This window comes from Mycolicibacterium boenickei, from assembly GCF_010731295.1.
In the GTDB taxonomy this organism is placed as follows: domain Bacteria; phylum Actinomycetota; class Actinomycetes; order Mycobacteriales; family Mycobacteriaceae; genus Mycobacterium; species Mycobacterium boenickei.
Map to the genome: position 1 here is coordinate 4,322,400 of NZ_AP022579.1, position 23,384 is coordinate 4,345,783.

Below are 23,384 nucleotides of genomic sequence, written 5' to 3' on the forward strand. Positions count from 1 at the left end.
CGGCGCATACTTGCGGAGGTGACTCCGCTGCAGCGCTACATCGCCGAGGAAATCGCGACCGACCACCTCGACGGGCTGTTGTCGCGCCGGGAGGCCATGCGTCGCCTGGGGCTGCTCGGGATCGGCGCCGCCGCGGCGGCCGCTCTGATCACCGCCTGCGGGGAAGCGAAGGAGCCCGCTGCGGGTTCGGCGCCCGGTGCGGCACCGGAATCGGCCCCGAAGCCGGCTCCGCCGCCCGGGGCCGATGGCGCTGTGGCCACCACCGAGGTGACCTGGACCGGTCCCAGCGGTGAGCTACGGGGCGCCTGGGCTGCCGCGCCGGAACCCAGGGGTGCCGTGCTGGTGATCCACGAGAACAAGGGACTCACCGACCACATCCGTTCGGTGGCGGGCCGGTTCGCCGGCATCGGGTATTCGGCGCTGGCGATCGACCTGCTCTCGGCTCAGGGCGGGACCGCCGCGTTCTCCGATCCGGCCGCCGCGACTGCCGCGTTGAGCCGAATCGAATCGCCGGAGTTCATCGCCGATCTGAATTCGGGTATCGAGGAACTGCAGCGGAGAGTGCCAGGTCGCAAGGTCGCCGCGGTCGGTTTCTGTATGGGCGGCGGGCTGGTCTGGCGGCTCCTGGCGGCGGGTACACCCGCGCTGGCCGCCGCGGTGCCGTTCTACGGGCCCGCGCCAGACGCCCCGGATTTCGCAGGCTCCCGCAATGCCGCGGTGCTGGCCTTTTACGGATCCCTGGATCAGCGGGTCAACGGAGGAGAACCAGTGGTGCGCGCGGCGCTCGAGAAGGCCGGCCTGGTGCACGAGTTGGTGACCGAACCCGATGCCAACCATGCGTTCTTCAACGACACCGGCGACCGCTACCAGCCCGCTGCCGCGGAAGACGCCTGGCGCCGTATCCAGGACTGGTTCGCGAAGCATCTCGCCTGAGCCTCGCGCCCGGGCTTGTTCAGCGGCTGTTCAGTTCTCGGTTGCAGCCTCGTTGTTGACCGCACACGCGGCCCCGTTCTGATCGTGGCATGCGGGTGGTCCAGGTAGCGAACTTCTACGGTCCGCGATCAGGTGGCCTGCGCACCGCGGTCGACCGTCTCGGCGCGGAGTATTGCGCCCTGGGCCACGAGGTGTTCCTCATCGTTCCGGGGGCACATCCGCAGCGGCATGTCCTCGCCAGCGGCGTCGTGCGAATCTCCCTGCCCGCCAGACTCATCCCGTTCACCGGTGGCTACCGCGCGGTGCTGCCGGGTCCGGTGACCACGTTGTTGCAGCAGCTGGGTCCCGACGCCATCGAGGTTTCCGACCGGCTGACCCTGCGGTCGCTGGGCCCGTGGGGTCGCAGGCACGGCGTGGCCACCGTGATGATCTCCCACGAACGCCTGGACCGGCTGGTCGGCCAGGTGCTGCCCCGGACTGCTGCGGTCATGGTGGCGGACTTCGCCAACCGGCGCACTGCGGCCAACTATGACGCCGTGGTGTGCACCACGGGTTTCGCGCGCGAGGAGTTCGACCGGATCGGCGCGGACAACGTCGCGACCGTCCCGCTCGGCGTGGACCTCGAGCAGTTCCACCCGCGCAGGCGGTGTGCCGAGATGCGCGGGCGCTGGGCCGCACCGCAGCAGACCCTGCTGGTGCACTGCGGCAGGCTGTCGGTGGAGAAGCATGCCCACCGCAGTATCGATACCGTTGCCGCGCTGCGTGATTCAGGTGTCGACGCGCAGCTGGTGGTGGTCGGCGAAGGGCCGTTGCGGGCCCGGCTGGAACGGCAGGCCAGCGGGCTGCCGGTCGCCTTCACGGGCTACGTCGGCTGCCGCGACACCGTGGCCACCATCCTGGCCTCGGCCGATGTCGCGCTCGCGCCGGGGCCGCACGAGACCTTTGGCCTGGCGGCCCTGGAGGCACTCGCGTGCGGGACTCCGGCGGTGGTGTCGCGGACTTCGGCGCTGGCCGAGATTCTCACCTGCGACAGCGGGGCGACCGCCGACAACGACCCGTACGCCATCGCACGGGCCGTCACCTCGGTGATCGGCCGGCCCGAACAGCTGCGACGCAGCAGTGCCCGGCAGCGTGCCGAGCAGTTCACCTGGCCGCGGTCGGCGGCCGGAATGCTCGATGTTCTGGGAGCGCGGTAGCCGAACCGACTTTTGCGCACGCTGACGCCAGACCTGGTGCGCCGGTATCCACCGGCCCTATGTTCCCCGGGTCATATTTACGCGCACGCTGCAGCAAGGACGGTCGAGCATGTCCGAAACCACCACAGCCCCAGAATCGTTGGGCTACCAGCCGCCGCCGACGGGCCGGCAGCTGCGCGGCAACCTCGGGGTGGCCTCGATCGTTTTCATGGTGGTGGCCGCGGCCGCACCGCTGGGTGTGATCGGTGGTGTGGTGCCGTTGGGTATCGCGTCCGGCAACGGCGCCGGATTCCCCGCGACGTTCATCGCCGCCACAGTGGTACTGCTGCTGTTCGCGGTCGGCTTCACCGCGATGACGCCGTATGTCGACGAGGCGGGCGCCTTCTTCTCCTATGTTCGTCAGGCGCTCGGTCTGCCCACCGGCATCGGAATCGCGTTCGTGGCACTGGTGAGTTACGTCGCGCTGGAAGCGGGGGTGTACGGCCTGCTCGGCCCGGCCGGCGCCGCCGTCGTAGAACTGGCCGGCGGGCCTGCGCTGCCCTGGTGGGTGTTCGCCGCAGCGGCCTTCGCCGTCACCACCTACCTCGGTTACCGCAACATCGAGCTGTCCAGCCGCGTACTGGGCGTGCTCCTGACCGCCGAGATCGCGATCGTGCTGGTGCTCGACCTGGTGATCGTGGCCAACGGCGGCGATCACGGACTGTCCTCGGGCATCGTGAGTCCGAGTGCGATCTTCTCCGGGTCACTGGGCATCGGATTGCTTTTCGCGATCATCAGTTACGTCGGATTCGAGGCCACCGCGATCTTCCGGGACGAGGCCCGGACTCCCGAACGGACGATTCCACGGGCCACCTACCTGGCGCTGATCCTGATCGGGGTGTTCTATGCCGTCACCAGCTGGGCGCTGATCTCGGGTTGGGGCGACGAGCAGGCCATCGCCCGCGCCACCGACTCCGGTTCCACGTTCCTCGGCGACACCGCACGCCGGTATGTCGGCGCCGCGGGCGCCGACATCATCACGGTCCTGTACTTCACCAGCCTGTTCGCCTGCATCCTGGCCTTCCACAATGTGGCGTCGCGGTACGTGTTCGCGCTCTCGCAGCGCGACGTACTGCCCGCGCGGCTGAGCCGACCGCATCACCGGCACGGCTCACCGCACCAGGCCTCGCTGTGGATCTCCGGTGTGGTGGCGGTCAGCGTGCTGCTGGCGGTGGTGTTCGGGCTGGATCCGGCCGCGCAGTTCTACACCTGGTTCGCCGGGGCGACGACGGTCGGTGTGGTCCTTCTGATGATCGCCACCAGCGTCGCGGTGCTGGTCTACTTCGCTCGCGATCGGCACGGCCATTCGCTGTGGCGGGTCCGGATCGCCCCGGCCCTCGGTCTGGCGGGCCTGCTGGGCGCATTGGTGCTGATCCTGACCAACCTCAATGACCTGGTCGGCGGTTCCAGTGTGCTGGCCTGGGTGATCGTCGGTGTGCTTGTCGCCGCGTTCACGGCCGGTGTGGTGGTGGGCCGTCGGGTGGGGAGCGTCTCGTGACGGTCAACGGCACGGTGAGCGCCGCGGCGCCGAGTGCCGAGGACGCTGCGGCGCACGGCATCGCGGACGGCTCGATCACCGAGATCGAAGTCGCCTGGAGCGATCCCTTCGGTCACGCACAAGGCAAGCGCATCCCGGCCGCCGGTTTTCTGGACCGGGCGCGTGGCGCCGGATTCGCCTTCTGTGAGGCATCTTTGGGATGGAACGCCGATGCCACGGTGATCGACGGGCTGCGACTGACGAACTGGGACGGCGGCTATCCCGACGTATACGCGGTGCCGGACCTGTCGACCTTCCGGCAGCTGCCGTGGCGACCCGGCACCGGGCACGTGATCTCCGACATCGTCACCCATGACCGCAGCCCTTCGCAGCTCGATCCCCGCGCGGTGCTCCGCCGGGTGCTCGCAGCGCTGGCCGAGCTCGGCTACACCGCCAAGGTCGGCGTCGAGTTGGAGTTCTATCTGCTCGACCCGGACGGTTCGGCGTTCCAGCCCGACATCCATGCCTACTCGCTGGAGAACGCCAACGCCCTGGACCCGCTGCTGAGCGACCTGCAGCAGACCCTCGCCGCCTTCACCCGGCTGGAAGGGATCGAAACCGAATACGGCCCAGGGCAGGTCGAGGCGAACCTGATCTACGCCGATGCCCTGGAAGCCGCCGACGATGCCGCCCGGCTCAAGTACGCGGCCAAAGAGGTGGCCCGACGGCACGGCAAGATCGCCAGCTTCATGCCGAAGCCGTTCACCGAACATTCGGGCAGCTCGGCGCATCTGCACATCTCGCTGTGGCGGGACGGCGAGCCTGCCTTCGCGCCCCAGCACGGCGCCGAGAACCCGCTGGCGCTGTGGTCGATTGCCGGGCTGCTCGAGCATCTGCCGTCGATCACGCTGTTCGGTGCGCACTCGGTCAACGCCTACCGGCGGTTCGTGCCGGATTCGTTCGCGCCGGCCACGGTGACCTGGAGCCGGGACAACCGCAGCGCGGCGGTGCGATCCCTGGTGGACGCCGACCCGTCGGCGACCCGTATCGAATTGCGCAGTGGTGCTTCGGATTCCAACCCGTACTGGCTGGTGGCGGCGGCGCTGGCCGCAGTGGTCGCCGGGATCCGGGCGCAACGTACACCGCCGGCCGCCGAGGGCGGCAACCTGTATGAGAAGGGAACCTCGTTGCCGGAGTCTCTCGGCGTCGCGATCGCACTGGCCACCCAGGACGACACCGTTGCCGAGATTCTCGGGCACGATTCCGTGCAGGATTTCGCCGCGATCGCGCACAGCGAATGGCGCGAATACGGTCGTCACGTCAGTGATTGGGAACGCCGACGTTATCTGGCCGGCTCATGACCGCGACCGTGAACGGCTCCGAGACCGAACACCGACAGCCGCTGGGCGGTTCGGTGGCCGACCGGCTGGGACGGCTTCCGGAGATCGTCGACGAGCTTCGGCATGGGGATGTGGCCGCCGAACGGGACCGGGTGCTCCAGCACGACGCGGTACACCGGCTTCGGGTCGCCGGGCTGCTCGCCTTGCGGGTGCCCACGCGCTACGGCGGACCCGGCGGCAGTGTGCGCGATGTGCTGGGCGTGGTGATCGAGATCGCGCGTGCCAGTTCCAATGTCGCTCAGGCGCTCCGGGCTCATTTCGGATATGCCGAACGGCTGTTGAGCAATCGCGCCACCGAAGACGAGCGCGGGCGATGGTTCGCCCGGATCAACGACGGGCTGGTGTTCGGCAACGCGATCACCGACGGGACGGGCCGCTCGCCCTCGAGTGCCGACACCACCGTCCTGCCCGGAGACGACGGGGTGCTGCGGCTCGACGGCTACAAGTTCTATTCGACCGGATCGTTGTTCGCCGACGTCATCGCGGTGTCGGCGGTGGACGCCGAGGGGCGCGACCTGCAGGCGATCGTGCCGACGGATCGTGCCGGGGTCGAACTCTTCGACGACTGGGACGGATTCGGCCAGCGGTTGACGGCCAGCGGCGGCACTCGGTTCACCGACGTGGTGGTGCACCCCGACGAGGTCACCACGGTGTCCGACGGAAATCACCTGGGCCACAGCACCACGTTCCTGCAGCTGTATCTGGCGGCGGTGGCAGCCGGCATCGCGTACGGCGTCCTCGACGACGCCGTGCGATATGTGCGCACCAAAGCCCGACCCGCCGCGCACTCCCTGGCCGACACCGCAGCGGCGGACCCGTTCGTCCTGCAGGCGGTGGGCGATATCGCGGCCGATGCAGAGGCCGCGGGCACTCTGGTACTCAGCGCGGCGGACGCGGTCGACGCTGTGGTGGACGGTGGCCGACAGCACGACGGGCAGGCGCTCGCCGACCTGGCGATCACGGTTGCCCGCGCGCAGCTGGTGGCCGAGCGGCTGACCCTGTCCGCGGCGCAGCGGTTGTTCGACACCGGTGGCGCTTCGGCCACGTCGCGGTCGCTCAATCTGGACCGGCACTGGCGCAATGCCCGCACGGTGGCGAGTCATAACCCGTTGGCCTACAAGGCATATGCAGCGGGAAACTTCGCGGTCAACGGGGTCTGGCCGCCTGCCAACGGATACTTCTGAGTCGCCGGATCGGCAGAATCGGGCACATCACGCCGTGGCGGAGACGATAATCGTCTGCGGCCAGGACAACCCCAGGGGGCCCGGATGTGTCGACTTGCAGCGTTGGCGGTGTCGTTGTTCTTGCTCGCGGGGGCGAGTGTTGCCTGCGGGCAAGCCAATTCGCCGTCCGGTCACGGCGAGCACTCCGAGGCGGTCACCACCAGCCCCGGTGCGTCCGTCCCGGCCGGGCCCGCCATCACGATCGAGGGGATGGGTTTCGGCTCCCTGGGGCCCGTCGCCCCGGGGACCCAGATCACGATCATCAACAACGACGAGGTCGAGCACTCGGTCACGTCGCGGACCAAGGGACTGTTCGACGTCCACGTCGAAGGCAAGGGGCGGGCGACGCTGACAGCTCCCCAACAACCGGGGGAGTACGCCTTCTACTGCCTCTACCACCCGGCGATGCTGGGCACCCTCACGGTGAAGTAGCCCCTCAGCGCGTCGACCAGGCCACCGGCATGCGCTTGATGCCGTGGATGAACTGCGACTGCAGCCGGTCGGGTTCCTCGGTCACGGCGATGTCGGGCAGTTGGCGATGCAGTTCCTCGAACGCCACCGTGATCTCACGGCGCGCCAGGTTTGCTCCGAGGCAGAAATGCGCACCGCCACCACCGAATCCGAGGTGGGGATTGGGATGGCGGGTGACGTCGAACAGCCACGGATCGGCAAACTTCGACTCGTCCCGATTCGCCGATCCGTACCACAGCGTCACCTTGGCCCCGGCGGGCAGCGAGGTGCCGCCGAGCATGGTGTCCTGGGTGACCGTGCGGCGCATATAGCTCACCGGCGACGCCCAGCGCACGATCTCCTCCACCGCGGTGGGAGCCAGCTCCTCGTACCGTGACCACCACTTCTGGCGCTGTTCGGGAAATCGGGTGAGCGCGAGCACGCCGTGGCTGATCGCGTTGCGGGTGGTCTCGTTTCCCGCGACCACCAGCAGGATGAAGAAGGAGGCCACCTCAGCCGAGGTCAGCCGTTCGCCGTCGACCTCGGCTTGCACCAGGCTCGTGGTGAGGTCCTCAGTGGGCACTGCGCGGCGCTGATCGGCCAGGGCGGTGGCATACGCGCCGATGTCCATCGCCACCTGGACGAACTCGTCGAAGTCGGTGGTCAGATCTGGATCGCCGAACCCAAGGATCACGTTGGTCCAGTGGAAGATCTGCTGATGGTCGGGCTCGGGGATGCCCATCATGTCGCAGATGATCTGCAGCGGTAAGGGGCCGGCGAGTTCGGTGACCAGTTCGGCGTTGCCGTCCGGATTTCTGGCCACCATGTCGGCGACCAGTCGCCGGGCCCGGTCACGGACGGAATCCTCGATCAAGGCCACCACCCGAGGCGTGAACGCGCTGCGCACGATGTTGCGCAGGCGGGTGTGACGCGGATCGTCCATCACGATCATGGATCCGAAATACTCGGCCAACTCCGCGGTTTGGTCACCGATGGTGATGCCGGACGCGGAACTGAAGATCTCCGGGTGGCGGCTGGCCTGGAACACATCGTCATACCTGGTCACCGCCCAGTGCCCGGGGCTCTCCGGAAAACCCTCGAGGACGCATGCCGGGTGATACGAGATCGGGTCGTCGCGGCGCAGTGCGGCGAACGCTCCGTCGCGGATGTCGTCGTCCTCGCGCCAGAACTGCCAAGACCCGAGATCGATCTCGGAGCGCGGAATGTCGGGAGGAGGTGCGCCGTTGACCCGCGGTGCGATACCCACCCCGCCAGGGTAGGTCCGCAGCCGGTTCGGAAAACGGGTAACGCTCGGATCCGCCTCGGCGATACCCCACTGGGGTGCACGTTTCGCCGCTCGCATCAGGGCCGAGTTGCAAGGCGTTGCGGCGCCGGGCCATTGGGGGATGGCCAGCGCCGGGGTCACGACTCTTAGGAGGTCCAGGTATGAAACTGTCCAAGTTCGTGGCGGCTGCGTTGACGGTCGGTGCGTTCGGAATGGGCGTCACGGGAATGGGGGTTCCGGTGGCGTCGGCGTCGCCTGCGGTGCCCGCACCGCTCAAGCCGGGGCACGGCAACGACGACTGCTTCCCGTTCTGCAACGGCGGGCCGCCCGGCCATGATCGGGATTTCGACGGTCGGGGTCACGGCCCTGACTTCGACAACCGCGGTCACTGGGACGACAAGGGTCCGTGGTGGGCGAACAACCGGCACGACTGGTGGGACGACCGCCAGGGCCCGCCGCCGTGGGGCTGGGGCCCGCCGCCACCGTTCCATTGGCGGGGCGGACCGTTGCCGCCGACCATCAACTACTGGGGCTACAACTTGAACCCCGTGTGGGACAACGGGTTCCGGCAATGGGGCGTGTGGCTGTTCGGCGTCTGGATCCCGATCATCGGCGTCGGCGTCGGCTGATGCCCCGTTGGTAGTGCCACCGGCCACGCCGCATGCCGGTCAGCCGCTCTCCCGGGTGGGGCCCTCGTCGTCGTCCTGATCGGGGTCGTCCTGATCGTGGCGCACGACGCGGACCCGCCCGTGTGGCAGGCATGCGGCGTAGCCGTGGTACTTCCCGTACAGCTCCCACGAGGTGTGGCCCTCGTCGGGCCGGACGTCGATCCGGTGACCGTCGGAGAAGCTCAGGTGGAGGCTGCCGTCCTTCTCCCAGTCGGCATGCGTGCAGCGCTGGCCGGCGAAATCGAACAGCGGGCGGACCTCATTGCGTAGTGACCGGGGGTCCAGTGACACCACTTCGGAGTCGTCGGAGCCCGTCGCGGGCAGCGTAAGTTCCAGCGGAACCGAGATGACCAGTTCGTTGTAGTCGTCGAGGTTGAGCACCAGGCCATCACGAAACGTGATCCGCTGGACCAAGCACCCTTGAATCCATTGTTCGCTCATTGTCTTACTCTGTACCGCCGGACGACCGGGCACAAGAGGCGCCTTCGCGGTGTTACGCCCAGTATGGATGGCACGGGAACATATCGATGAAGGTTCGATTCGGCGTGGGGCTGGGCGCTGAAACCAGTCCGGACGAGCTGGGCGGCATCGTCGATCACCTGGAGAGTTCCGGTATCGACTCGGTGTGGTTCTCCGAGCTGGTCTACACCCCGGCGGTGGATCCTTTCGTCGGCATGGCCTACGCGCTGGCCCGCACCCGGCGGCTCAAGGTCGGGACCTCGGTCGCGATCCTGCCGGGCCGCCATCCGGTTCTGGTGGCCAAGCAACTGGCCTCACTGGCGGCGCTGGCACCCAAGCGGGTGCTGCCCGCGTTCGGCCTGCATTCGGCGTTGCCGGCCGAGCGGGACATCTTCGTCGTCCCCGATGGGCGCCGGGCCGCGGTGTTCGACGAATCGCTGGCCCTGCTGCGATCGGCGCTACACGGCGGTGACGTGTCGTTCGAGGGCGAGTACTTCACCGCCCGCTCGGCACAGGTACAGCCGCTGCCGGCGACGCCGATCGACATCTGGTTGGGGGGATCGGCTCCGGCGGCCCTGACCCGCATCGGCAAATACGGCGACGGGTGGCTGGGCAGTTTCCTCACCCCCGACGAGGCGGGCGCGGCGCGCCGGCGCATCGAAGCCGAGGCGGTTGCCGCGGGCCGCAGCATCGAGGCCGACCACTACGGCATCAGCCTCGCCGTCGGGGACGGCACGCTCCCGGCAGATCTGCTCGCCGCGGTCCGTCGCCGCCGACCTGACGTCGACCCCCACGAACTGGTCGCCGCCGATTGGCCCGACCTGCATCGTCAGCTCGACGGCTATCTGGCAGCCGGCCTGACCAAGTTCGTGATCAGGGCGGCCGGACCGGCCGGCCGCAAGGGGTTCCTGGAGCGGTTCACCGCCGAGCTGCTGCCGCGGCAGAACTGAAGCCCGCGCAGAACTCCCGGTCGATTGAACTTCCGCGTGTCGACCGCCGTGTTAGGGGGTACGCGCAGGCCACGCGTGTGCTGCGCCTTGACCGAAGGAGACCGTCATGAGGATGCGAGGCCTGTTTTGTGCGCTCGCGATCGTATTCGCACTGGTCACGGCGCCGACAGCGGTCGCTGACGACCGGTTGCAGTTCACCGGCACCACCCTGTCGGGCGCCCCGTTCAACGGGTCCAGCCTGGCCGGACGGCCCGCGGTGCTGTGGTTCTGGACGCCGTGGTGCCCGTTCTGCAACGCCGAAGCGCCGTCGGTGAGCCAGGTTGCCGCGGCCAATCCGCAGGTCAGCTTCGTCGGTGTGGCGGCCCACTCCGATGTCGGGGCCATGCAGGGCTTCGTCGACAAATACCACCTCAACTTCCCCAATCTGAACGACGCCGACGGGTCGATCTGGGCGCGCTACAACGTTCCGTGGCAGCCCGCGTATGTCTTCTACCGTGCCGACGGGTCATCCACGTTCGTCAACAACCCGACGTCGGCGATGCCGCAGCAGGAGCTGGCCGATCGGGTGGCGGCTCTGAAGAGCTAGTCGCCGGGCGTGCCAGACAACCTGGTGGGGTTGGCGTTCGGCGCCGGACTCGTCGCGGCACTCAACCCATGCGGGTTCGCGTTGTTGCCGGGGTACCTCGCACTGGTGGTGCGAGGGACCTCGCCGCGGGGGCCACTGCAGGCGCTGGGTCGAGCGCTTGTCGCCACCGTGGTGATGACCGCCGGATTCGTCGCCGTGTTCGGCGGGTTCGGGTTGCTCACGGTCGCGGCCGCGAGCACGGTCCAGCGCTATCTGCCGTACGTGACACTGCTGATCGGAGTGGTCCTGGTCGCCCTCGGTTGCTGGCTGCTCGCCGGCCGCAGGCTCGGGTTGATACTGCCCGGCGCCGTCGCACGGCGTACCGGCTGGGCGCCGACCGCGCGACTCGGCTCGATGGCCGGCTACGGGGTCGGGTATGCTCTGGCGTCGCTCTCGTGCACCGTGGGACCGTTCCTGGCCGTCACCGGCGCAACTCTGGAATCGAATACGGCACTGCACCGGGTCGCGGTGTTCGCCGCGTACGCGGCGGGTTTCGCGCTCGTCGTCGGCGTGCTCGCCATCGCCGCGGCGCTGGCCGGCACGGTGGTGGTCGACCGGTTGCGGCGCATCGTCCCCTACATCAGCCGGATCAGCGGCGCCCTGTTGATCGCCGTCGGTGCCTACGTCGCGTACTACGGCTGGTACGAGATCCAATTGTTCACCGCCGCAGGCAATCCCAGTGACCCGGTGATCGCCGCCGCCGGGCGGGTGCAGGGCACGCTCGCGGGATGGGTGCACCGGCACGGGGCGTGGCCGTGGGTACTCGCCCTGCTGACGCTCGTCGTGCTGGGACTCGGGTGGCGCAGACGGCGGGTCAGATTCGCCGGAAGAACTCGCCGCGCACATCCGGCCACGGTGGACGGCGCACCATAGCGACAGTGGCCAATGTCGCTGCCACCAATCCGATCAGTTCACCCATCAACGCGATCCGCGTGTTGTCCATGGCCGGTACCCAGGTGGATTTGCCGTCCTTGATGACGAAAATCCCCAGTGGCCGGGACGTGAACCGCCCACTGTCGGGCCGGTGCCGGACCACACTGGCCGGAATCACCGTCGCTCCGTCGGGTGTCACATATGGGTCACCGAACACCCGTGAGGTGGTCGCGGTGTCGCCGGAGATGCTGTCGAGCGCATCGGGCAAGCGCATGCCGGGCATCCTTCCTGTCAGCGGTCGAAGTCGGACTCGTCGTCCAGTGGTGCCACGATGGCCTGATCGATCAGATCGGCTTCGGTGGCTTCGGTATCCGTCGAGATCCGCACCCGCCGCAGATCGGACATCGCGTCGTCGTCATCGTCGACACCAACCGGTATCAGTTGTTCGACGACGTCCGCTTCTGGGGCGTCGTCATCGAATTCACCACGCTGTGCGTGCGTCATGATTTTCCCCTCATAGACCGGCATCGCCATCCACACCGATTGTGCTACCCGGGAAGTGGTGTTTCAACGCGAATTTCGGGCCGCTCAGCGCGCGGGCGGCCCCGCCGGGGTCTGGGTGGCGTCGCGCCGTCTGGCGGCCATACCCGACAAGGCCTCGAACACCACCCGGTGAGCGGCGTTCACCGTGAGGTCGGCATGGTCGTAGGCCGGTGCCACCTCGACGACGTCGACGCCGGCGACATCGTGGGTGCGGCACAACTCCCGCACCATCCGCAGCAGGTCCGCGCTGGTGATGCCGCCGGGCTCCGGGGTGCCGGTGCCGGGTGCGTGCGCCGGGTCCAGCACATCGATATCGACTGAAACGTAGAGCTTTTCGGCCTTGTCCAGGGCCTCGGCAACCGCGTCGGCCATCACTTCCTTGAACCCGCGATCCCAGATCTCCTGCATGGTGTGCCAGGTCATGCCCTGCTCAAGCATCCATTCGAAGGTGTCCTGCGGCGGCCAGTAGCCTCGCAGCCCGACCTGGACGAAATGTGTACCGGGAACCGCACCGGACTCGATGAGCCGGCGCATCGGGGTGCCGTGGCTCGCCAGATTGCCCTCGATGTTGTCGGCCGTATCGGCGTGCGCGTCGAAATGCACGATGCCGACGTTCCCATGGCCGTGTACGTCGGCGACCGCGGTCGCCGACGGCCAGGTGATCGAATGGTCACCGCCGAGAACCACGGGAACGATGCCGCGCGAGGCTACCGAGTGGACCCGCTCACGGATGTTGGCGTGCGACACGTCGGTTTGTCCGTGCGGACAGTAGGCGTCACCGAAATCGACCACCTCGAGCCAGTCGAAGATCTCCAAGCCGAGGTCGAGGTGGTAGGTGCCCGGTTCATAGGCCGTGGCCCGGATCGCCCGGGGACCGAACCGGGCACCAGGACGGTTCGTCGTCGAAATGTCGAACGGCGCACCCACGATCGCCACGTCGGGCTGCCAGGCGTCGAGTTGGGCCGTCTCGGTGAGGATCGGCCGGTTCCCGAACGAGACCATCCCCGAGTGCGGCAGGCCGAGCTGCTCGGCCATGCCGGGCGGCAATTCACGCTGCGGACCGTGATCGTGCTGATCGCCCATGATCCGACATTACCGCCGCGCCTGCCGCGGCATGCGCTGGACACAAGATTCATTGGCCGGCAACGGAACTCAGTGCAGTGCGAACGCGTTCGGGAACCGGACGCTTGGCCCAGTCATCGGTCGAGACGACGACGTAGACGTTGCGCCCGCACACCCTGGGCTGCTCGTCGCCGGAGGTGTCGGTGCCGAGCACCGTGAAACCGAGGGTGAAGCTGGTGGTGCCGATCCGTTCACACCGCACGGCGACCCGCACCGATTCCCGCCACCGGACCGGCGCCCGGAAATCGATCTCGCTGTGCACCACCTGCATGTCGAGGCCGTCGGCGATCAGGTCGGCGTAACTGACCCGCAGGTGATCGAACAGTCCGGTGCAGGCCTCGTCGAACCAGGTGAGGTAGTGGCCGTTGAACACCACACCCTGCTGGTCGATCTCGGCGTAGCGCGGCACGATGCCGAAGCTGTACTGGGTCACGTGAGCACTCCAAGGTCGGCGGGTCTGCGGCTTCACGCTAACGGGTCGCGCAACGGCCCGGACTTTCGCCGGTTCGGTCCGCGGGAGACACTTGTGCCGTGAACCTGGTGACCCTCGACGACATCGCCGCCGCGGCCCGGCGGATCGACTCCGAGATCGTGCGAACGCCGCTGCTGGCGGCGGCGTGGGGGGACCCTGAGCGGCCGCTGTGGCTCAAGCCCGAGAGTCTGCAGCCGATCGGCGCGTTCAAGATCCGCGGTGCGTTCAATGCCCTGGGTCGGCTCGAACCCGGCGTCCGGGCCAGGGGAGTGGTGGCATATTCGAGCGGCAACCATGCTCAGGCAGTGGCGTATGCGGCGGCAGCTTTCGGCGTCACCGCCCACATCGTGATGCCCGAGGAGACGCCCACCGTGAAGGTGCAGGCCACCCGGGATCACGGGGCGCAGGTGGTGTTGTGCGCCGCCGGGCAGCGTGAAGCGGTCGCCTCGGAGCTGGTCGAGCGCACGGGCGGCGTGCTGGTGCCGCCCTTCGATCATCCTGACGTCATCGCCGGACAGGGCACCATCGGGCTGGAGATCGCCCAGGATCTCCCCGAGGTGGCATCCGTGTTCATCCCCATCAGCGGCGGCGGGCTGGCCTCAGGTGTGGGTACCGCGGTCCGCGCGTTGTGCCCGGACGCCGACATATTCGGTGTCGAGCCGGAACTCGCCGCGGACACCGCCGAAAGTCTGGCTGTCGGCCACCGCGTGGACTGGCCTGTGGCGCAACGTAACCGGACGATCGCAGACGGGCTGCGCTCGGCGCCGTCGGAGTTGACGTTCGCCCATCTGCAACGTGTGCTCGCTGATGTCATCACCGTGACCGAGGACGAGATCCGGTCATCGGTACGGGAACTGGCCCACCGCGCGCACCTGGTTGCCGAACCCAGCGGCGCCGTGGCGCTGGCGGGCTACCGCAAGGTGGCGGTGCCGCCCGGCCCGGCCGTGGTGATCGTCTCCGGCGGCAACATCGAACCACCGATGCTGGCAGACATCCTGTCCGGCGGTCAGTGAACACCTTCCATCAGCCGGCTTATTCGCGGCGACACCAGCAGAACGGCAACGCCGGCCAGGATCGCCACCGCGCCGAGGATGCCGAAATAGGCGAACTCGTTCGCCGGGTCGTAGTGCTGCGCGAGCACCCCTGACATCGCCGTGCCGAGCCCGACCGAGAAGAAGAACAGCGCCATCATCTGCGCTCGGAATGCTTGTGGGGCAAGCTTTGTCGTCACCGAGAGCCCGATCGGTGACAGCAGCAGCTCGGATACCGCGAACACCACCATGATGCCGGCCACCAGCAGTGCGGGCACCACCCTGCCGGCGGTCGAGGCGGTCGGCAGGAACAGCAGGAACGCCGCGCCCATGCCGATCACGCCGTAGGCGAACTTGTGCGGGGTGGTCGGTGCGCGGTTGCCCAGCCGGGTCCACAGGACCGCGAACAGCGGTGAGAGCAGGATGATCCAGACCGGCTCGATCGACCCGATCCAATTCGACGGTGCCTGCCAGCCGAATACGGACCAGTTGACCCGTTCGTCGGAGTAGACCGCCAGCACCGTGAAGGTCTGCTGGAACAACGACCAGAACACCGCGTTGGCGATGAACAGGGGGATGAACGCCCTGACCCGGGTGCGTTCGATCTCGGACACCTTGGCGCTGTTCAGCATCACCACGAAATACATCACCGAGGCCACGACGATCACCCCGGTGGTGAACTGCGACAGGTTGGCGAGATCGACCACGTGCATCGTGAACAGCACGGCCACGGCCACGGCAAGGGCGGCGACGAGGCCGATGACCTTGCCGATTGCCTGGGGCGGCAACGGGTTTGCCACGACGCGTCCGTGGCTCCCGAGGTTGCGCCGGAACACCACATACTGCGCCAGCCCCAGTGCCATGCCGATGGCCGCGGCGCCGAACGCGTAGTGGAAGCCGGCGCGGGTCTGCAGCAACCCCGTGGTCAGCGGTCCGACGAAGGCGCCCAGATTGACCCCGAGGTAGAACAACGTGAACCCACCGTCGGCTCGCGGGTCGTCCTTGTCGTACAGCGTGCCCAGCAGCGAGGAAGCGTTGGCTTTGAGGGCACCGGAGCCAAGGGCTACCAGGACCAGGCCGACGCCGACCCCGGACAGGCCCGGAACGACTGCCAGAGCGATGTGCCCGGCCATCACGACCAGCCCGCCGTAGAACACCGTGCGTTCCATGCCCAGCAGGCGATCGGCGATCCATCCGCCGAGGACGGTGGACAGGTACACCAGTCCGCCGTACGCGCCGACGATGCCGGTGGCGGTGCTCTTCGGCAATCCCAGACCGCCGTCGGTGGCCGTGTAGTACAGGTAGTAACCCAGGATGGTGAGCATCCCGTAGAACGAGAAGCGCTCCCACAACTCCACCCCGAACAGATTGGCCAGCCCGATGGGATGGCCGAAGAAGCCGCGGTGGTGTGGAGAGTCCTGCACTTGCTGCATGGGTCATAACCTTGCCATGAGGGCGGCCCGGCCGGCCGATATTGACGGCGACAGTGGCAAACTAGAGCGCCGTTGTGTACTGGCGGTTCTGTGGCACAGCACATTTCGGCACGCGCGAACCCTGGCAATCGAAGGTCCGGGGGATGGATACGATGCTGCCACCCGGTAGTGTCACCGTGAAACGTTTGGACGACGGCCACACTTTTCGGGGGTGAACGTGGACGCGGTGCTCGGTGTTTCCTTGACACCGTCGACCGTCGGCCTGGTCCTGGTCGAGGGCGGTGAGGCCGACGGGGCGACCGTCGACCACAACGCCCTTGACATCCGCGGCCTCGCGCCCGCGCGGACCGATGACATCTGCGCTGACGTCGTGAAGGCGGTTCGGCGCGCCGAAAGAGTTGCGGCAGAACACGGTTTGCGGCTGACCACGATCGGGGTCACCTGGAGTTCCGGTGCGGCCACCGAGGCTGCGGTGTTGTTGAAGAAATTCGCCGATGCCGGGTTCGCCGACGTCGTCCCGGTGCGCCTGCCGCACGCGACGGATGCGCTGGCGCGCCGCGTGGCCGGCATCGTCGGATTCGGCACCACCGGTGTGTGCGTCCTGGAACCCGATGTCGTGCAGGCAATGACGGTGAGCGGCGACGAGCCGGTGCAGACCACGGTCAGCCGTGGCATCGAAACCGTGGCAGGCCTGACCAGTTGGTTGTCCGACATCTTCGACTCCGCTGATCGCCGCCCAGATGCACTGGTGGTGGTGGGATCTGCCGTCGACCTGGATTCGGTACTGCCGAAGTTGGAACAGGCTCTGGCGGTGCCGGTGTTCACGCCTGCCGAACCCGGATTGCCGTTGGCCCGCGGCGCGGCTCTGGCCTCGGCACGCCGGGGCCGGTTGACCGCCGACGGTCGCCCGGGTCCGTTCGGCTGGCGCTGGCCCACTAGGCAATTGACACCGCTGGCGATATTGGTCGGCGGAGTGCTGGCCTTCGGGGTGTCATTGGCACTGGCCGTCGGTCAGCAGCTGCTGCCGGGTTCAGAGCCGACGCCGCACCGGAGTACACGTCCGGTGGTGAGCACCTCGGGTGACTCGGGCGCCGGGCAACAGACTTCTGTCGTCCCGCTGCCTGCTGCTCCGCCGTCCGAAGTGCCGTCCGTACTCGAACCCGTGGTCCAGGACGCCGCGCCGGAGCATGTCGTCGATCAAAGCGTCCCAACCCCGTCCGAACACACCGCGGTGCCCGGCGAGCAGCTCGCTCCAACCGGGTCCGAGCCCGTGCCGGTGACGTCGGAGCTACCGCCGGCAGTGCCCGAGCAGGTGCCCGGTGCGCCCCCGCCCGAGGCGGGTGCACAGCCACCGTTGGCAGACCCCGCGGCGCCGCAGCCGCCCTCGCCGATATCCGAGGCGCCTCCGCCGCCGCCTCCGCCGTCTCCGGCACCCGAGGTCGCGCCGTCACCTCCGCCGAGCCCGCCGCAGGAGGCGGCACCCATACAACAGACGGCTGCGCAGGCTCCGGCGGCCGAACCGGCGCCGCCTGCTCCGGAAGCAGTGCCGCCGGCGCCGGAAGCGGTGCCGCCCGCACCTGAGCCGGTTCCGGTGGCGCCCGAGTCGCAGGCGCCCGACCCGCAGGCGCCGGTTCCCGCCGTCCCCTGATCTCTGTGACGTTGCTGAGACGCGGGGAAGCCCGCCGATCTTGCGGTGAAACGTTCTGGCGGGTCGCGTCGATGTGTTCACCATGGGCAACACACCGCGCTACCGCCGACACCGTTCTGCCGCCGTCACGCTGCGCCTAAACGGTGCACTCTCGGCGAGCACCTACACTGGTGGAATGCTGAGCGCCCCATCGTCGTCATTCGGAACCGTTCGAGCGTCGGTCCTGAAAGTGTTTGCGGCGATTGGTGTCGCCACCTTGGCCGCTGCAAGCCCGGTCAATGTCGCATCGGCTGCCGTGAGCACGCCCGCGCCGGGCGCGACCATCGAGCCCGCCGCCGGTTCGGTGGTCGGTGTCGCGATGCCGCTGACGGTGACATTCGACAACCCGGTGACCGATCGCAATGCGGCACAGCGCAGCCTGCGGATCAGCTCGTCGAAGACGCCCACAGGCACTTTCACGTGGCTCAGTGACGATGTGATGCAGTGGAAGCCGGATCAGCTGTGGCCGGCGCACTCGAAGATCTCGGTCTCCGCGGGCGGTGCCAAGACCAGCTTCGAGACCGGGGCCGAGGTACTCGGCGTCGCCGACATCGACGCTCACACCTTCACCGTCAGCATCGATGGCGCGGTGGCTCGTACGATGCCGGCCTCGATGGGCAAGCCCAAGCACCCGACCCCGGTCGGTACCTTCACCGCTTTGGCCAAAGAGCCTGTCGTGGTGATGGATTCGCGCACCATCGGCATTCCGCTGAGTGATCCGGAGGGGTACAAGCTCACGGTGTACGACGCGGTCCGTGTCACCTGGGGCGGCGTCTATGTGCACGGCGCGCCCTGGTCGGTGGGGTCACAGGGCTACGCCAACGTCAGCCACGGCTGCATCAATTTGAGCCCTGACAACGCCGATTGGTATTTCAACACGGTGCGCCTGGGCGATCCTATTGTCGTGCAGTCGTAGCCGCATGCAGGTTCTTCGACGTCGGTGAGGTGGACACCGTCGTCGGGTCGGGACAGGTACCCAGCACCCGGTCGGCGGTTCCAGCGGTGGTCACTGTGAACCAGTAGTGCTCGTTCTTGTAGTGATGTTGCCGATGGTTACGCCAAACCGCGCGATATGCGCTGGTTTTCGGCTTGTAGTCGCTGTGGATCAGGTAGTGGCACCACTCGTAGGACAGGCCGAGCACTGTCAGCAGTGACAGGAACGTGAGACCGAGGCCGAGGCGCGGGAATGCCAGGAGGGCGACGGCCACGGCGACGGGCAGGATCCACAGCAGAGCCCGCCACGGTATGAAGATCAACGGGATGTCGCGTGGGTCGACGTGGTGTAGCCGGTGGTCGCGAGCCAGTAGTGAATCCAGCGTGATCGGGCCGAACCGCCTTGGCCGCCAGTGCAGTACGAACACATGGACGATCCATTCGAAGAACGGGAACGTCACGAGCATCACCGCGGGCACGATCACGTCGGTGAGCTGCCAGTCTCCGACCGCGCATCGCGCGGAGACGCTGAGGATCAGCGCGGTGCCGATCATCCAGGGGGAGGGGTGCCGGATGAATTCGCGGACCGCGTCTCCCAATGTGAAAGCGTTGCGTGTCATCGGGTTTCCTCCAACGCGGCGAGGGCTCCCATGAGGGCCTCGGTAGCCGGCCCCAGCAGGTTCTGAGCGGCTCGGGCGGCCGCCGCCGGGTCGCCCGCTTCGATGGCCTCGACGATCCGGCGGTAGGCGTCCGGACGGCCGACCTCGGCGGCCATCATGGTGGCCAAGGCCGGAAGCGCAGGCTCATAGGTCTGCCGAAGAGTGTTGTACATCAAGCGGAATGCGATCGAGTCGGCGCCGTCGACCACGAGATCCCAGAAGGCCAGTGCCTGGCGCTGCTGTTCCACCGGATCCGGCTCCGCCGCCAGGGCGTCCACGGTGTGGCCGAGTTGAGCGATCAGTGCGGCCGGGGCCCGCTCGGCGGCCAGTGCGGCGACCTTGGGCCCGTTGTGCAGCCGGGTTTCCAGGATGCTGCGCACGACGCTGACGTCGAGTTCGCCTGCGCGCAACAGCAGCCGGGGCAGCAGGTCGAGGCCGGCGTGCCTGCGGAAGTCGCGGACCGTGGTGGCGTCGCCCTGCCGGACCTCGACCAGTCCTGCCTCCGTGAGGCGCTTGAGGGCCTCCCGGACGGCCGGACGGGACACCCCGAGCACCTCGGCCAGCCGGCGTTCGCTGGGTAGCGGCTCGCCGGGCTGCATCTGCCCGCTGAGCACCTCGGTGACGATCTGCTCGAAGACATCCTCGGGTACGGATCGGCGGTTGACCGGTTGTAGCGCCATGCCGCCATGTTGCCCGCCTGGCGGTCAGAGGTCAAGTGGTCAGACCACTCGCCTCATTTCGGGACGCCGGTGTACTCCGGATTCGGCGGGACCGACAGCGCGATGCCGATCCGGTTGGTCGCGCCGATGAACGCCGCGATCGAGATGGCCTCGAGGATCTGATGATCGTCGAGCCCGAGGGCGCGCAACGCGTCGAAGTGGGTGTCGCCCAGGTCCTGCGGATGGTTGTTCACCAGGACAGCGAGATCGCCCAGTGCGCGTTCCCGGTCGGTGAGCTCGGCCACCTGCCGGTGATCGATGGCCACCCGTTGGCCGAACGACCAGTCGCCTGCGACTTTCCCCAGCTTGTTGGCGTGGTTGGTGTGGCAGTAGGCGCAGCGGTTCTCCCCGGACACCACCGTGGCGATCACCTCGCGTTCCCGAGCGCTCAACCCGCCCCGCCCATCGGCGCCCAGCAGCGGCAGCAGGTAACCGTTGAGCCGTTCGAGATCACCCTCGTTGAGGGCCAGCGCGCGAAACCAGTTGGACGTCAGTCCTTCCTCGCGCTGCTGCCGACTGAAGAAGCCGCGCACGCCTGCGCTGGTCAGTTCATCCAGTTCGGGTACCCGCAGCCGCGAGATGCGTGAGGGGGACAGGGACGGGGGAGCGTCAGCGGTGGCAGTCATACCCGCACCCTGATGCAGGCGGCCTTGCCGGACAAGGATTTCGACACCGTCGAGGCGAACCCTTGCGCGGCGCGCTCAGCGCAGGGCGGCGGCCGTCGCGGCATCCGCGGGCAGGAACGCCTCGATGCTCAGTTCCGCGGCGGTCAGGTCCAGCGCGGTGCCGAACGTCGTGACGGTGCTCAGGAAGGTGAGCACCCTCCCGTCGGGAGCGCTGAGCTCCAGCGGGACGACGACGCCGCCGAGATCGCGGACCGGTTCCATACCACCCGGGTAGGACTCGATCTCGGCGAGCAGCTCGGCCAGTTCGGCCGATCCGCTCACGGTGACCTCACGGCGCAGCCGGCTGATCAGGTGGTGACGCCACTCCGCCAGGTTCCGGATGCGCGGCGCCATGCCGTCGGGGTGCAGCGTGATCCGCAGGGCGTTGGGCTGGGCCAGCAGGTGCGGCGCGACGCCTTCCAGCATGACCGCGGTACCTGCGTTGGCCTGCAACAGGTTCCAGGTGCGATCGATGACCACACACGGAAAAGGGTTGTAGGCGTCTAGAACTCGGGTCACCCCGTCGCGCACAGCTGCCATCTCGGGATCCTCCAGTGTCCGTTCGGCGTAGACCGGTGCCAGCCCGGCGGCGAGCAGCAACTGGTTCTGGTCGCGCAACGGCACGTCCAGGGCTTCTGCGAGGCGAAGCACCATGGCCCGGCTCGGCACCGAGCGCCCGGTCTCGATGAAGCTGAGGTGCCGGGCCGACACGTCGGCCTCGATCGCCAGATCCAATTGACTGATCCGCCGGCGCAATCGCCAGTCGCGCATCAGCGAGCCGATCGGTGTCTGGGTTGCCGCAGTGGTCACCACCCGAGTCTCGCCGACCCGCCGCGACAAGACCACTACCTGAGGGGTAATTGCGCCGGTTACCCGATCGGCGACACCGTGGAGCACGTCCCCACGAAGGAGGCAAGGATGCGCAAGTCACCCCAGTGGCCCGAGTCGATCCCACGTTGGCTGCACTTTGTGATGGCGGCCGACCGGGCCGGGTCATCCGCCTACATCGGCACCGGGTTCTTCTTCGCGCCGGTGCTCGCGCTGGCGTCGCCGTGGCCCACGCTGACGACCGTGCTCTGGATCGCGATCGCGCTGGCCGGCCTGTGGCTGGGGCTGCTCGGTATTGCGATGGCAACCGGTCTTGCGATCGTGCTGCGGTCGAATACCGAAATCCCGGAAGACTATTGGCGATCCATCATCGACTACCCGAGTCCTGCTGCGACACAGAAGGTTTCGCGTAAGCGCCGCCTCGGTAGTCGACCTGCCAGTGTTTGATCCCGTTCAGCCAGCCCGACCTCAGCCGTTCGGGTGCCGAGAGTGGGGTCAGATCGGGCATCACGTCGGCGATCGCGTTGAAGATCAGGTCGATGGTCATCCTGGCGAGGTTGGCGCCGATGCAGTAGTGCGCGCCGGTACCGCCGAATCCCACGTGCGGGTTCGGGTCACGCAGGATATTGAATGAGTACGGGTCGTCGAACACGTCCTCGTCGAAATTCGCCGAGCGGTAGAACATCACCACCCGCTGGCCCTTCTTGATCGGCACACCGGCCAGTTCGGTGTCCTCCAACGCGGTCCGCTGGAATGACGTCACCGGCGTGGCCCATCGCACGATCTCGTCGGCGGCGGTGCCAGGGCGCTCCCGCTTGAACAACTCCCACTGGTCGGGGTGATCGGCGAACGCCATCATTCCCTGGGTGATGGAGTTGCGGGTCGTCTCGTTGCCCGCCACGGCGAGCAGGATGACGAAGAAGCCGAACTCGTCGTCGGAGAGCTTGTGGCCCTCGACGTCGGCCTGCAGGAGCTTGGAGACCAGATCCTCGCCGGGGTTCTTCGACCGCTCGGCCGCCATCTGCATCCCGTACATGATCAACTCGACCGAGGCGCTGATCGCATCGTTGGAGGCGAACTCGGGGTCCTGGTCGCCGACCATCTGGTTGGACCAGTCGAACAGTTTCTTGCGGTCTTCCTGCGGCACGCCCATGAGACCCGCGATGGCCTGGAGCGGCAGTTCGCACGACACCTGCTCGACGAAATCTCCCGAGCCCTCGGCGGCGGCGGTCTCCACGATCGTGCGCGCGCGCTCGGCCAGGTCGGCCCGCAGGCGTTCGACCGCACGCGGGGTGAAAGCCCGCGAGATGATCTTGCGCAGGTGTGTGTGATGCGGGGCGTCCATGTTGAGCATCACGAACTTGCCCTGGTCGATCTGCTGCTGGACGGTGCCCTCCCGATAGCGCGGCAGGGCGGTCTTCTCCTGGCTGGAGAACACGTCGCTGCGCAGGGATACCTCTTTGACGTCCTTGTGCTTGGTGACGACCCAGAACCCGCCGTCGTCGAACCCGCCTTGACCCTTCGGCTGTTCGTTCCACCAGATCGGCGCAAGCCTGCGCATCTCCGCGAGTTCCTCGACGGGCAGCCGTTCGGCGTAGATATCGGGATCGGTGAAGTCGAATCCGGGCGGAAGGTTCAGAGTCGGCATGGCGTTGGCGCTCCTCGCGACGACGTTGTGTAGTGGCGTAAAGCCATTGCTACACCACAGGTGGGG

The 23,384-nt window shown here is 67.8% G+C and carries 26 protein-coding genes; 14 read left to right on the forward strand and 12 right to left on the reverse strand.

The window, feature by feature from the left end; genetic code table 11:
* The first annotated feature begins 18 nt into the window (after positions 1 to 18).
* The 6 genes from G6N57_RS20480 (at position 19) to G6N57_RS20505 (ending at position 6,700) form a co-directional block, all read left to right on the forward strand.
* On the forward strand, positions 19 to 933 hold the full coding sequence (locus G6N57_RS20480) for a dienelactone hydrolase family protein (protein ID WP_077740826.1): 915 nt from the start codon (positions 19 to 21) through the stop codon (positions 931 to 933).
* An 89-nt stretch (positions 934 to 1,022) separates the two neighbouring features.
* A complete protein-coding gene (locus G6N57_RS20485; protein WP_077740825.1) occupies positions 1,023 to 2,129 on the forward strand; it encodes a glycosyltransferase in 1,107 nt (368 codons plus the stop codon).
* 109 nt (positions 2,130 to 2,238) lie between these two features.
* Positions 2,239 to 3,666 (forward strand): APC family permease, encoded by a 1,428-nt coding sequence (locus tag G6N57_RS20490; RefSeq protein ID WP_097926016.1) that lies wholly within the window; start codon positions 2,239 to 2,241, stop codon positions 3,664 to 3,666.
* Between the two features lie 14 nt (positions 3,667 to 3,680).
* Positions 3,681 to 5,006 carry a glutamine synthetase family protein gene (locus tag G6N57_RS20495; protein ID WP_097926039.1) on the forward strand — a complete coding sequence of 442 codons (1,326 nt, stop codon included), beginning with the start codon at positions 3,681 to 3,683 and terminating at the stop codon, positions 5,004 to 5,006.
* Entirely contained in the window at positions 5,003 to 6,229 is a 1,227-nt protein-coding gene (locus G6N57_RS20500) for an acyl-CoA dehydrogenase family protein (RefSeq protein WP_077740824.1), read from the forward strand. Before G6N57_RS20495 ends, G6N57_RS20500 begins: the two co-directional genes overlap by 4 nt.
* 84 nt (positions 6,230 to 6,313) lie before the next feature.
* Positions 6,314 to 6,700: a cupredoxin domain-containing protein gene (locus tag G6N57_RS20505; RefSeq protein ID WP_077740823.1), complete on the forward strand. Its 387-nt coding sequence runs from the start codon at positions 6,314 to 6,316 to the stop codon at positions 6,698 to 6,700.
* Positions 6,701 to 6,704: 4 nt separating this feature from the next.
* On the opposite strand, the gene G6N57_RS20510 is transcribed toward G6N57_RS20505, so the two are convergent.
* Positions 6,705 to 7,985, reverse strand: coding sequence for a cytochrome P450 (locus G6N57_RS20510; protein ID WP_077740822.1), 1,281 nt, complete (start codon positions 7,983 to 7,985; stop codon positions 6,705 to 6,707).
* Between the two features lie 179 nt (positions 7,986 to 8,164).
* Here G6N57_RS20510 and G6N57_RS20515 point away from each other — a divergent pair, with 179 nt between their 5' ends.
* A complete protein-coding gene (locus G6N57_RS20515) occupies positions 8,165 to 8,632 on the forward strand; it encodes a hypothetical protein (RefSeq protein WP_077740821.1) in 468 nt (155 codons plus the stop codon).
* 39 nt (positions 8,633 to 8,671) lie between these two features.
* Here the strand turns inward: G6N57_RS20515 and G6N57_RS20520 are convergent, their stop codons facing one another.
* Positions 8,672 to 9,112: a DUF6188 family protein gene (locus G6N57_RS20520; protein ID WP_077740820.1), complete on the reverse strand. Its 441-nt coding sequence runs from the start codon at positions 9,110 to 9,112 to the stop codon at positions 8,672 to 8,674.
* Between the two features lie 86 nt (positions 9,113 to 9,198).
* On the opposite strand from G6N57_RS20520, the gene G6N57_RS20525 reads away from it, so the two are divergent.
* From G6N57_RS20525 to G6N57_RS20535, 3 genes are all read left to right on the forward strand, one after another.
* Positions 9,199 to 10,080, forward strand: a complete 882-nt coding sequence (locus G6N57_RS20525; protein ID WP_077740819.1) for a TIGR03854 family LLM class F420-dependent oxidoreductase — start codon at positions 9,199 to 9,201, stop codon at positions 10,078 to 10,080.
* A gap of 106 nt (positions 10,081 to 10,186) precedes the next feature.
* Positions 10,187 to 10,666: a protein disulfide oxidoreductase gene (locus G6N57_RS20530; RefSeq protein WP_077740818.1), complete on the forward strand. Its 480-nt coding sequence runs from the start codon at positions 10,187 to 10,189 to the stop codon at positions 10,664 to 10,666.
* A gap of 9 nt (positions 10,667 to 10,675) precedes the next feature.
* Entirely contained in the window at positions 10,676 to 11,578 is a 903-nt protein-coding gene (locus G6N57_RS20535) for a cytochrome c biogenesis CcdA family protein (protein ID WP_077740817.1), read from the forward strand.
* On the opposite strand, the gene G6N57_RS20540 is transcribed toward G6N57_RS20535, so the two are convergent.
* The 4 genes from G6N57_RS20540 to G6N57_RS20555 form a co-directional block, all read right to left on the reverse strand.
* Positions 11,520 to 11,852: a hypothetical protein gene (locus tag G6N57_RS20540; protein WP_077740816.1), complete on the reverse strand. Its 333-nt coding sequence runs from the start codon at positions 11,850 to 11,852 to the stop codon at positions 11,520 to 11,522. The genes G6N57_RS20535 and G6N57_RS20540 overlap by 59 nt on opposite strands.
* Positions 11,853 to 11,869: 17 nt before the next feature.
* Positions 11,870 to 12,082 (reverse strand): Rv3202a family protein, encoded by a 213-nt coding sequence (locus G6N57_RS20545; protein WP_077741952.1) that lies wholly within the window; start codon positions 12,080 to 12,082, stop codon positions 11,870 to 11,872.
* An 84-nt stretch (positions 12,083 to 12,166) separates the two neighbouring features.
* Positions 12,167 to 13,204, reverse strand: a complete 1,038-nt coding sequence (speB, locus tag G6N57_RS20550) for an agmatinase (protein WP_077740815.1) — start codon at positions 13,202 to 13,204, stop codon at positions 12,167 to 12,169.
* Between the two features lie 49 nt (positions 13,205 to 13,253).
* Positions 13,254 to 13,676 carry an acyl-CoA thioesterase gene (locus G6N57_RS20555; protein ID WP_077740814.1) on the reverse strand — a complete coding sequence of 141 codons (423 nt, stop codon included), beginning with the start codon at positions 13,674 to 13,676 and terminating at the stop codon, positions 13,254 to 13,256.
* Between the two features lie 98 nt (positions 13,677 to 13,774).
* Here G6N57_RS20555 and G6N57_RS20560 point away from each other — a divergent pair, with 98 nt between their 5' ends.
* Positions 13,775 to 14,728, forward strand: a complete 954-nt coding sequence (locus tag G6N57_RS20560) for a threonine ammonia-lyase (RefSeq protein ID WP_077740813.1) — start codon at positions 13,775 to 13,777, stop codon at positions 14,726 to 14,728.
* On the opposite strand, the gene G6N57_RS20565 is transcribed toward G6N57_RS20560, so the two are convergent.
* Positions 14,722 to 16,179, reverse strand: coding sequence for a peptide MFS transporter (locus tag G6N57_RS20565; protein WP_077740812.1), 1,458 nt, complete (start codon positions 16,177 to 16,179; stop codon positions 14,722 to 14,724). The two genes, G6N57_RS20560 and G6N57_RS20565, sit on opposite strands and share 7 nt — an antisense overlap.
* Before the next feature lie 211 nt (positions 16,180 to 16,390).
* Between G6N57_RS20565 and G6N57_RS20570 the strand changes: the two genes are divergently transcribed.
* Positions 16,391 to 17,827, forward strand: a complete 1,437-nt coding sequence (locus G6N57_RS20570; protein ID WP_174814500.1) for a DUF7159 family protein — start codon at positions 16,391 to 16,393, stop codon at positions 17,825 to 17,827.
* A 175-nt stretch (positions 17,828 to 18,002) separates the two neighbouring features.
* On the forward strand, positions 18,003 to 18,782 hold the full coding sequence (locus tag G6N57_RS20575; protein WP_077741951.1) for a L,D-transpeptidase: 780 nt from the start codon (positions 18,003 to 18,005) through the stop codon (positions 18,780 to 18,782).
* On the opposite strand, the gene G6N57_RS20580 is transcribed toward G6N57_RS20575, so the two are convergent.
* From G6N57_RS20580 to G6N57_RS20595, 4 genes are all read right to left on the reverse strand, one after another.
* Positions 18,763 to 19,419, reverse strand: coding sequence for a sterol desaturase family protein (locus tag G6N57_RS20580; RefSeq protein ID WP_077740810.1), 657 nt, complete (start codon positions 19,417 to 19,419; stop codon positions 18,763 to 18,765). The genes G6N57_RS20575 and G6N57_RS20580 overlap by 20 nt on opposite strands.
* On the reverse strand, positions 19,416 to 20,138 hold the full coding sequence (locus G6N57_RS20585; RefSeq protein WP_077740809.1) for a FadR/GntR family transcriptional regulator: 723 nt from the start codon (positions 20,136 to 20,138) through the stop codon (positions 19,416 to 19,418). Before G6N57_RS20585 ends, G6N57_RS20580 begins: the two co-directional genes overlap by 4 nt.
* Before the next feature lie 53 nt (positions 20,139 to 20,191).
* Positions 20,192 to 20,803 carry a peroxidase-related enzyme gene (locus G6N57_RS20590; protein WP_077740808.1) on the reverse strand — a complete coding sequence of 204 codons (612 nt, stop codon included), beginning with the start codon at positions 20,801 to 20,803 and terminating at the stop codon, positions 20,192 to 20,194.
* A gap of 75 nt (positions 20,804 to 20,878) precedes the next feature.
* On the reverse strand, positions 20,879 to 21,613 hold the full coding sequence (locus G6N57_RS20595; protein ID WP_097926038.1) for a helix-turn-helix domain-containing protein: 735 nt from the start codon (positions 21,611 to 21,613) through the stop codon (positions 20,879 to 20,881).
* Between the two features lie 147 nt (positions 21,614 to 21,760).
* On the opposite strand from G6N57_RS20595, the gene G6N57_RS20600 reads away from it, so the two are divergent.
* Positions 21,761 to 22,117, forward strand: coding sequence for a hypothetical protein (locus tag G6N57_RS20600; RefSeq protein ID WP_077741949.1), 357 nt, complete (start codon positions 21,761 to 21,763; stop codon positions 22,115 to 22,117).
* On the opposite strand, the gene G6N57_RS20605 is transcribed toward G6N57_RS20600, so the two are convergent.
* A complete protein-coding gene (locus G6N57_RS20605) occupies positions 22,038 to 23,318 on the reverse strand; it encodes a cytochrome P450 (protein ID WP_077740807.1) in 1,281 nt (426 codons plus the stop codon). The genes G6N57_RS20600 and G6N57_RS20605 overlap by 80 nt on opposite strands.
* Positions 23,319 to 23,384 lie beyond the last annotated feature (66 nt).

Coding starts and splice junctions, on each gene's coding strand:
- G6N57_RS20490 (WP_097926016.1), top strand. CDS start 2,239: ATGTCCGAAACCACCACAGCCCCAGAATCGTTGGGCTACCAGCCGCCG.
- G6N57_RS20505 (WP_077740823.1), top strand. CDS start 6,314: ATGTGTCGACTTGCAGCGTTGGCGGTGTCGTTGTTCTTGCTCGCGGGG.
- G6N57_RS20500 (WP_077740824.1), top strand. CDS start 5,003: ATGACCGCGACCGTGAACGGCTCCGAGACCGAACACCGACAGCCGCTG.
- G6N57_RS20585 (WP_077740809.1), bottom strand. CDS start 20,138: ATGGCGCTACAACCGGTCAACCGCCGATCCGTACCCGAGGATGTCTTC.
- G6N57_RS20545 (WP_077741952.1), bottom strand. CDS start 12,082: ATGACGCACGCACAGCGTGGTGAATTCGATGACGACGCCCCAGAAGCG.
- G6N57_RS20485 (WP_077740825.1), top strand. CDS start 1,023: ATGCGGGTGGTCCAGGTAGCGAACTTCTACGGTCCGCGATCAGGTGGC.
- G6N57_RS20540 (WP_077740816.1), bottom strand. CDS start 11,852: ATGCGCTTGCCCGATGCGCTCGACAGCATCTCCGGCGACACCGCGACC.
- G6N57_RS20565 (WP_077740812.1), bottom strand. CDS start 16,179: ATGCAGCAAGTGCAGGACTCTCCACACCACCGCGGCTTCTTCGGCCAT.
- speB (WP_077740815.1), bottom strand. CDS start 13,204: ATGGGCGATCAGCACGATCACGGTCCGCAGCGTGAATTGCCGCCCGGC.
- G6N57_RS20525 (WP_077740819.1), top strand. CDS start 9,199: ATGAAGGTTCGATTCGGCGTGGGGCTGGGCGCTGAAACCAGTCCGGAC.
- G6N57_RS20575 (WP_077741951.1), top strand. CDS start 18,003: ATGCTGAGCGCCCCATCGTCGTCATTCGGAACCGTTCGAGCGTCGGTC.
- G6N57_RS20530 (WP_077740818.1), top strand. CDS start 10,187: ATGAGGATGCGAGGCCTGTTTTGTGCGCTCGCGATCGTATTCGCACTG.
- G6N57_RS20580 (WP_077740810.1), bottom strand. CDS start 19,419: ATGACACGCAACGCTTTCACATTGGGAGACGCGGTCCGCGAATTCATC.
- G6N57_RS20520 (WP_077740820.1), bottom strand. CDS start 9,112: ATGAGCGAACAATGGATTCAAGGGTGCTTGGTCCAGCGGATCACGTTT.
- G6N57_RS20600 (WP_077741949.1), top strand. CDS start 21,761: ATGCGCAAGTCACCCCAGTGGCCCGAGTCGATCCCACGTTGGCTGCAC.
- G6N57_RS20605 (WP_077740807.1), bottom strand. CDS start 23,318: ATGCCGACTCTGAACCTTCCGCCCGGATTCGACTTCACCGATCCCGAT.
- G6N57_RS20590 (WP_077740808.1), bottom strand. CDS start 20,803: ATGACTGCCACCGCTGACGCTCCCCCGTCCCTGTCCCCCTCACGCATC.
- G6N57_RS20515 (WP_077740821.1), top strand. CDS start 8,165: ATGAAACTGTCCAAGTTCGTGGCGGCTGCGTTGACGGTCGGTGCGTTC.
- G6N57_RS20595 (WP_097926038.1), bottom strand. CDS start 21,613: ATGCGCGACTGGCGATTGCGCCGGCGGATCAGTCAATTGGATCTGGCG.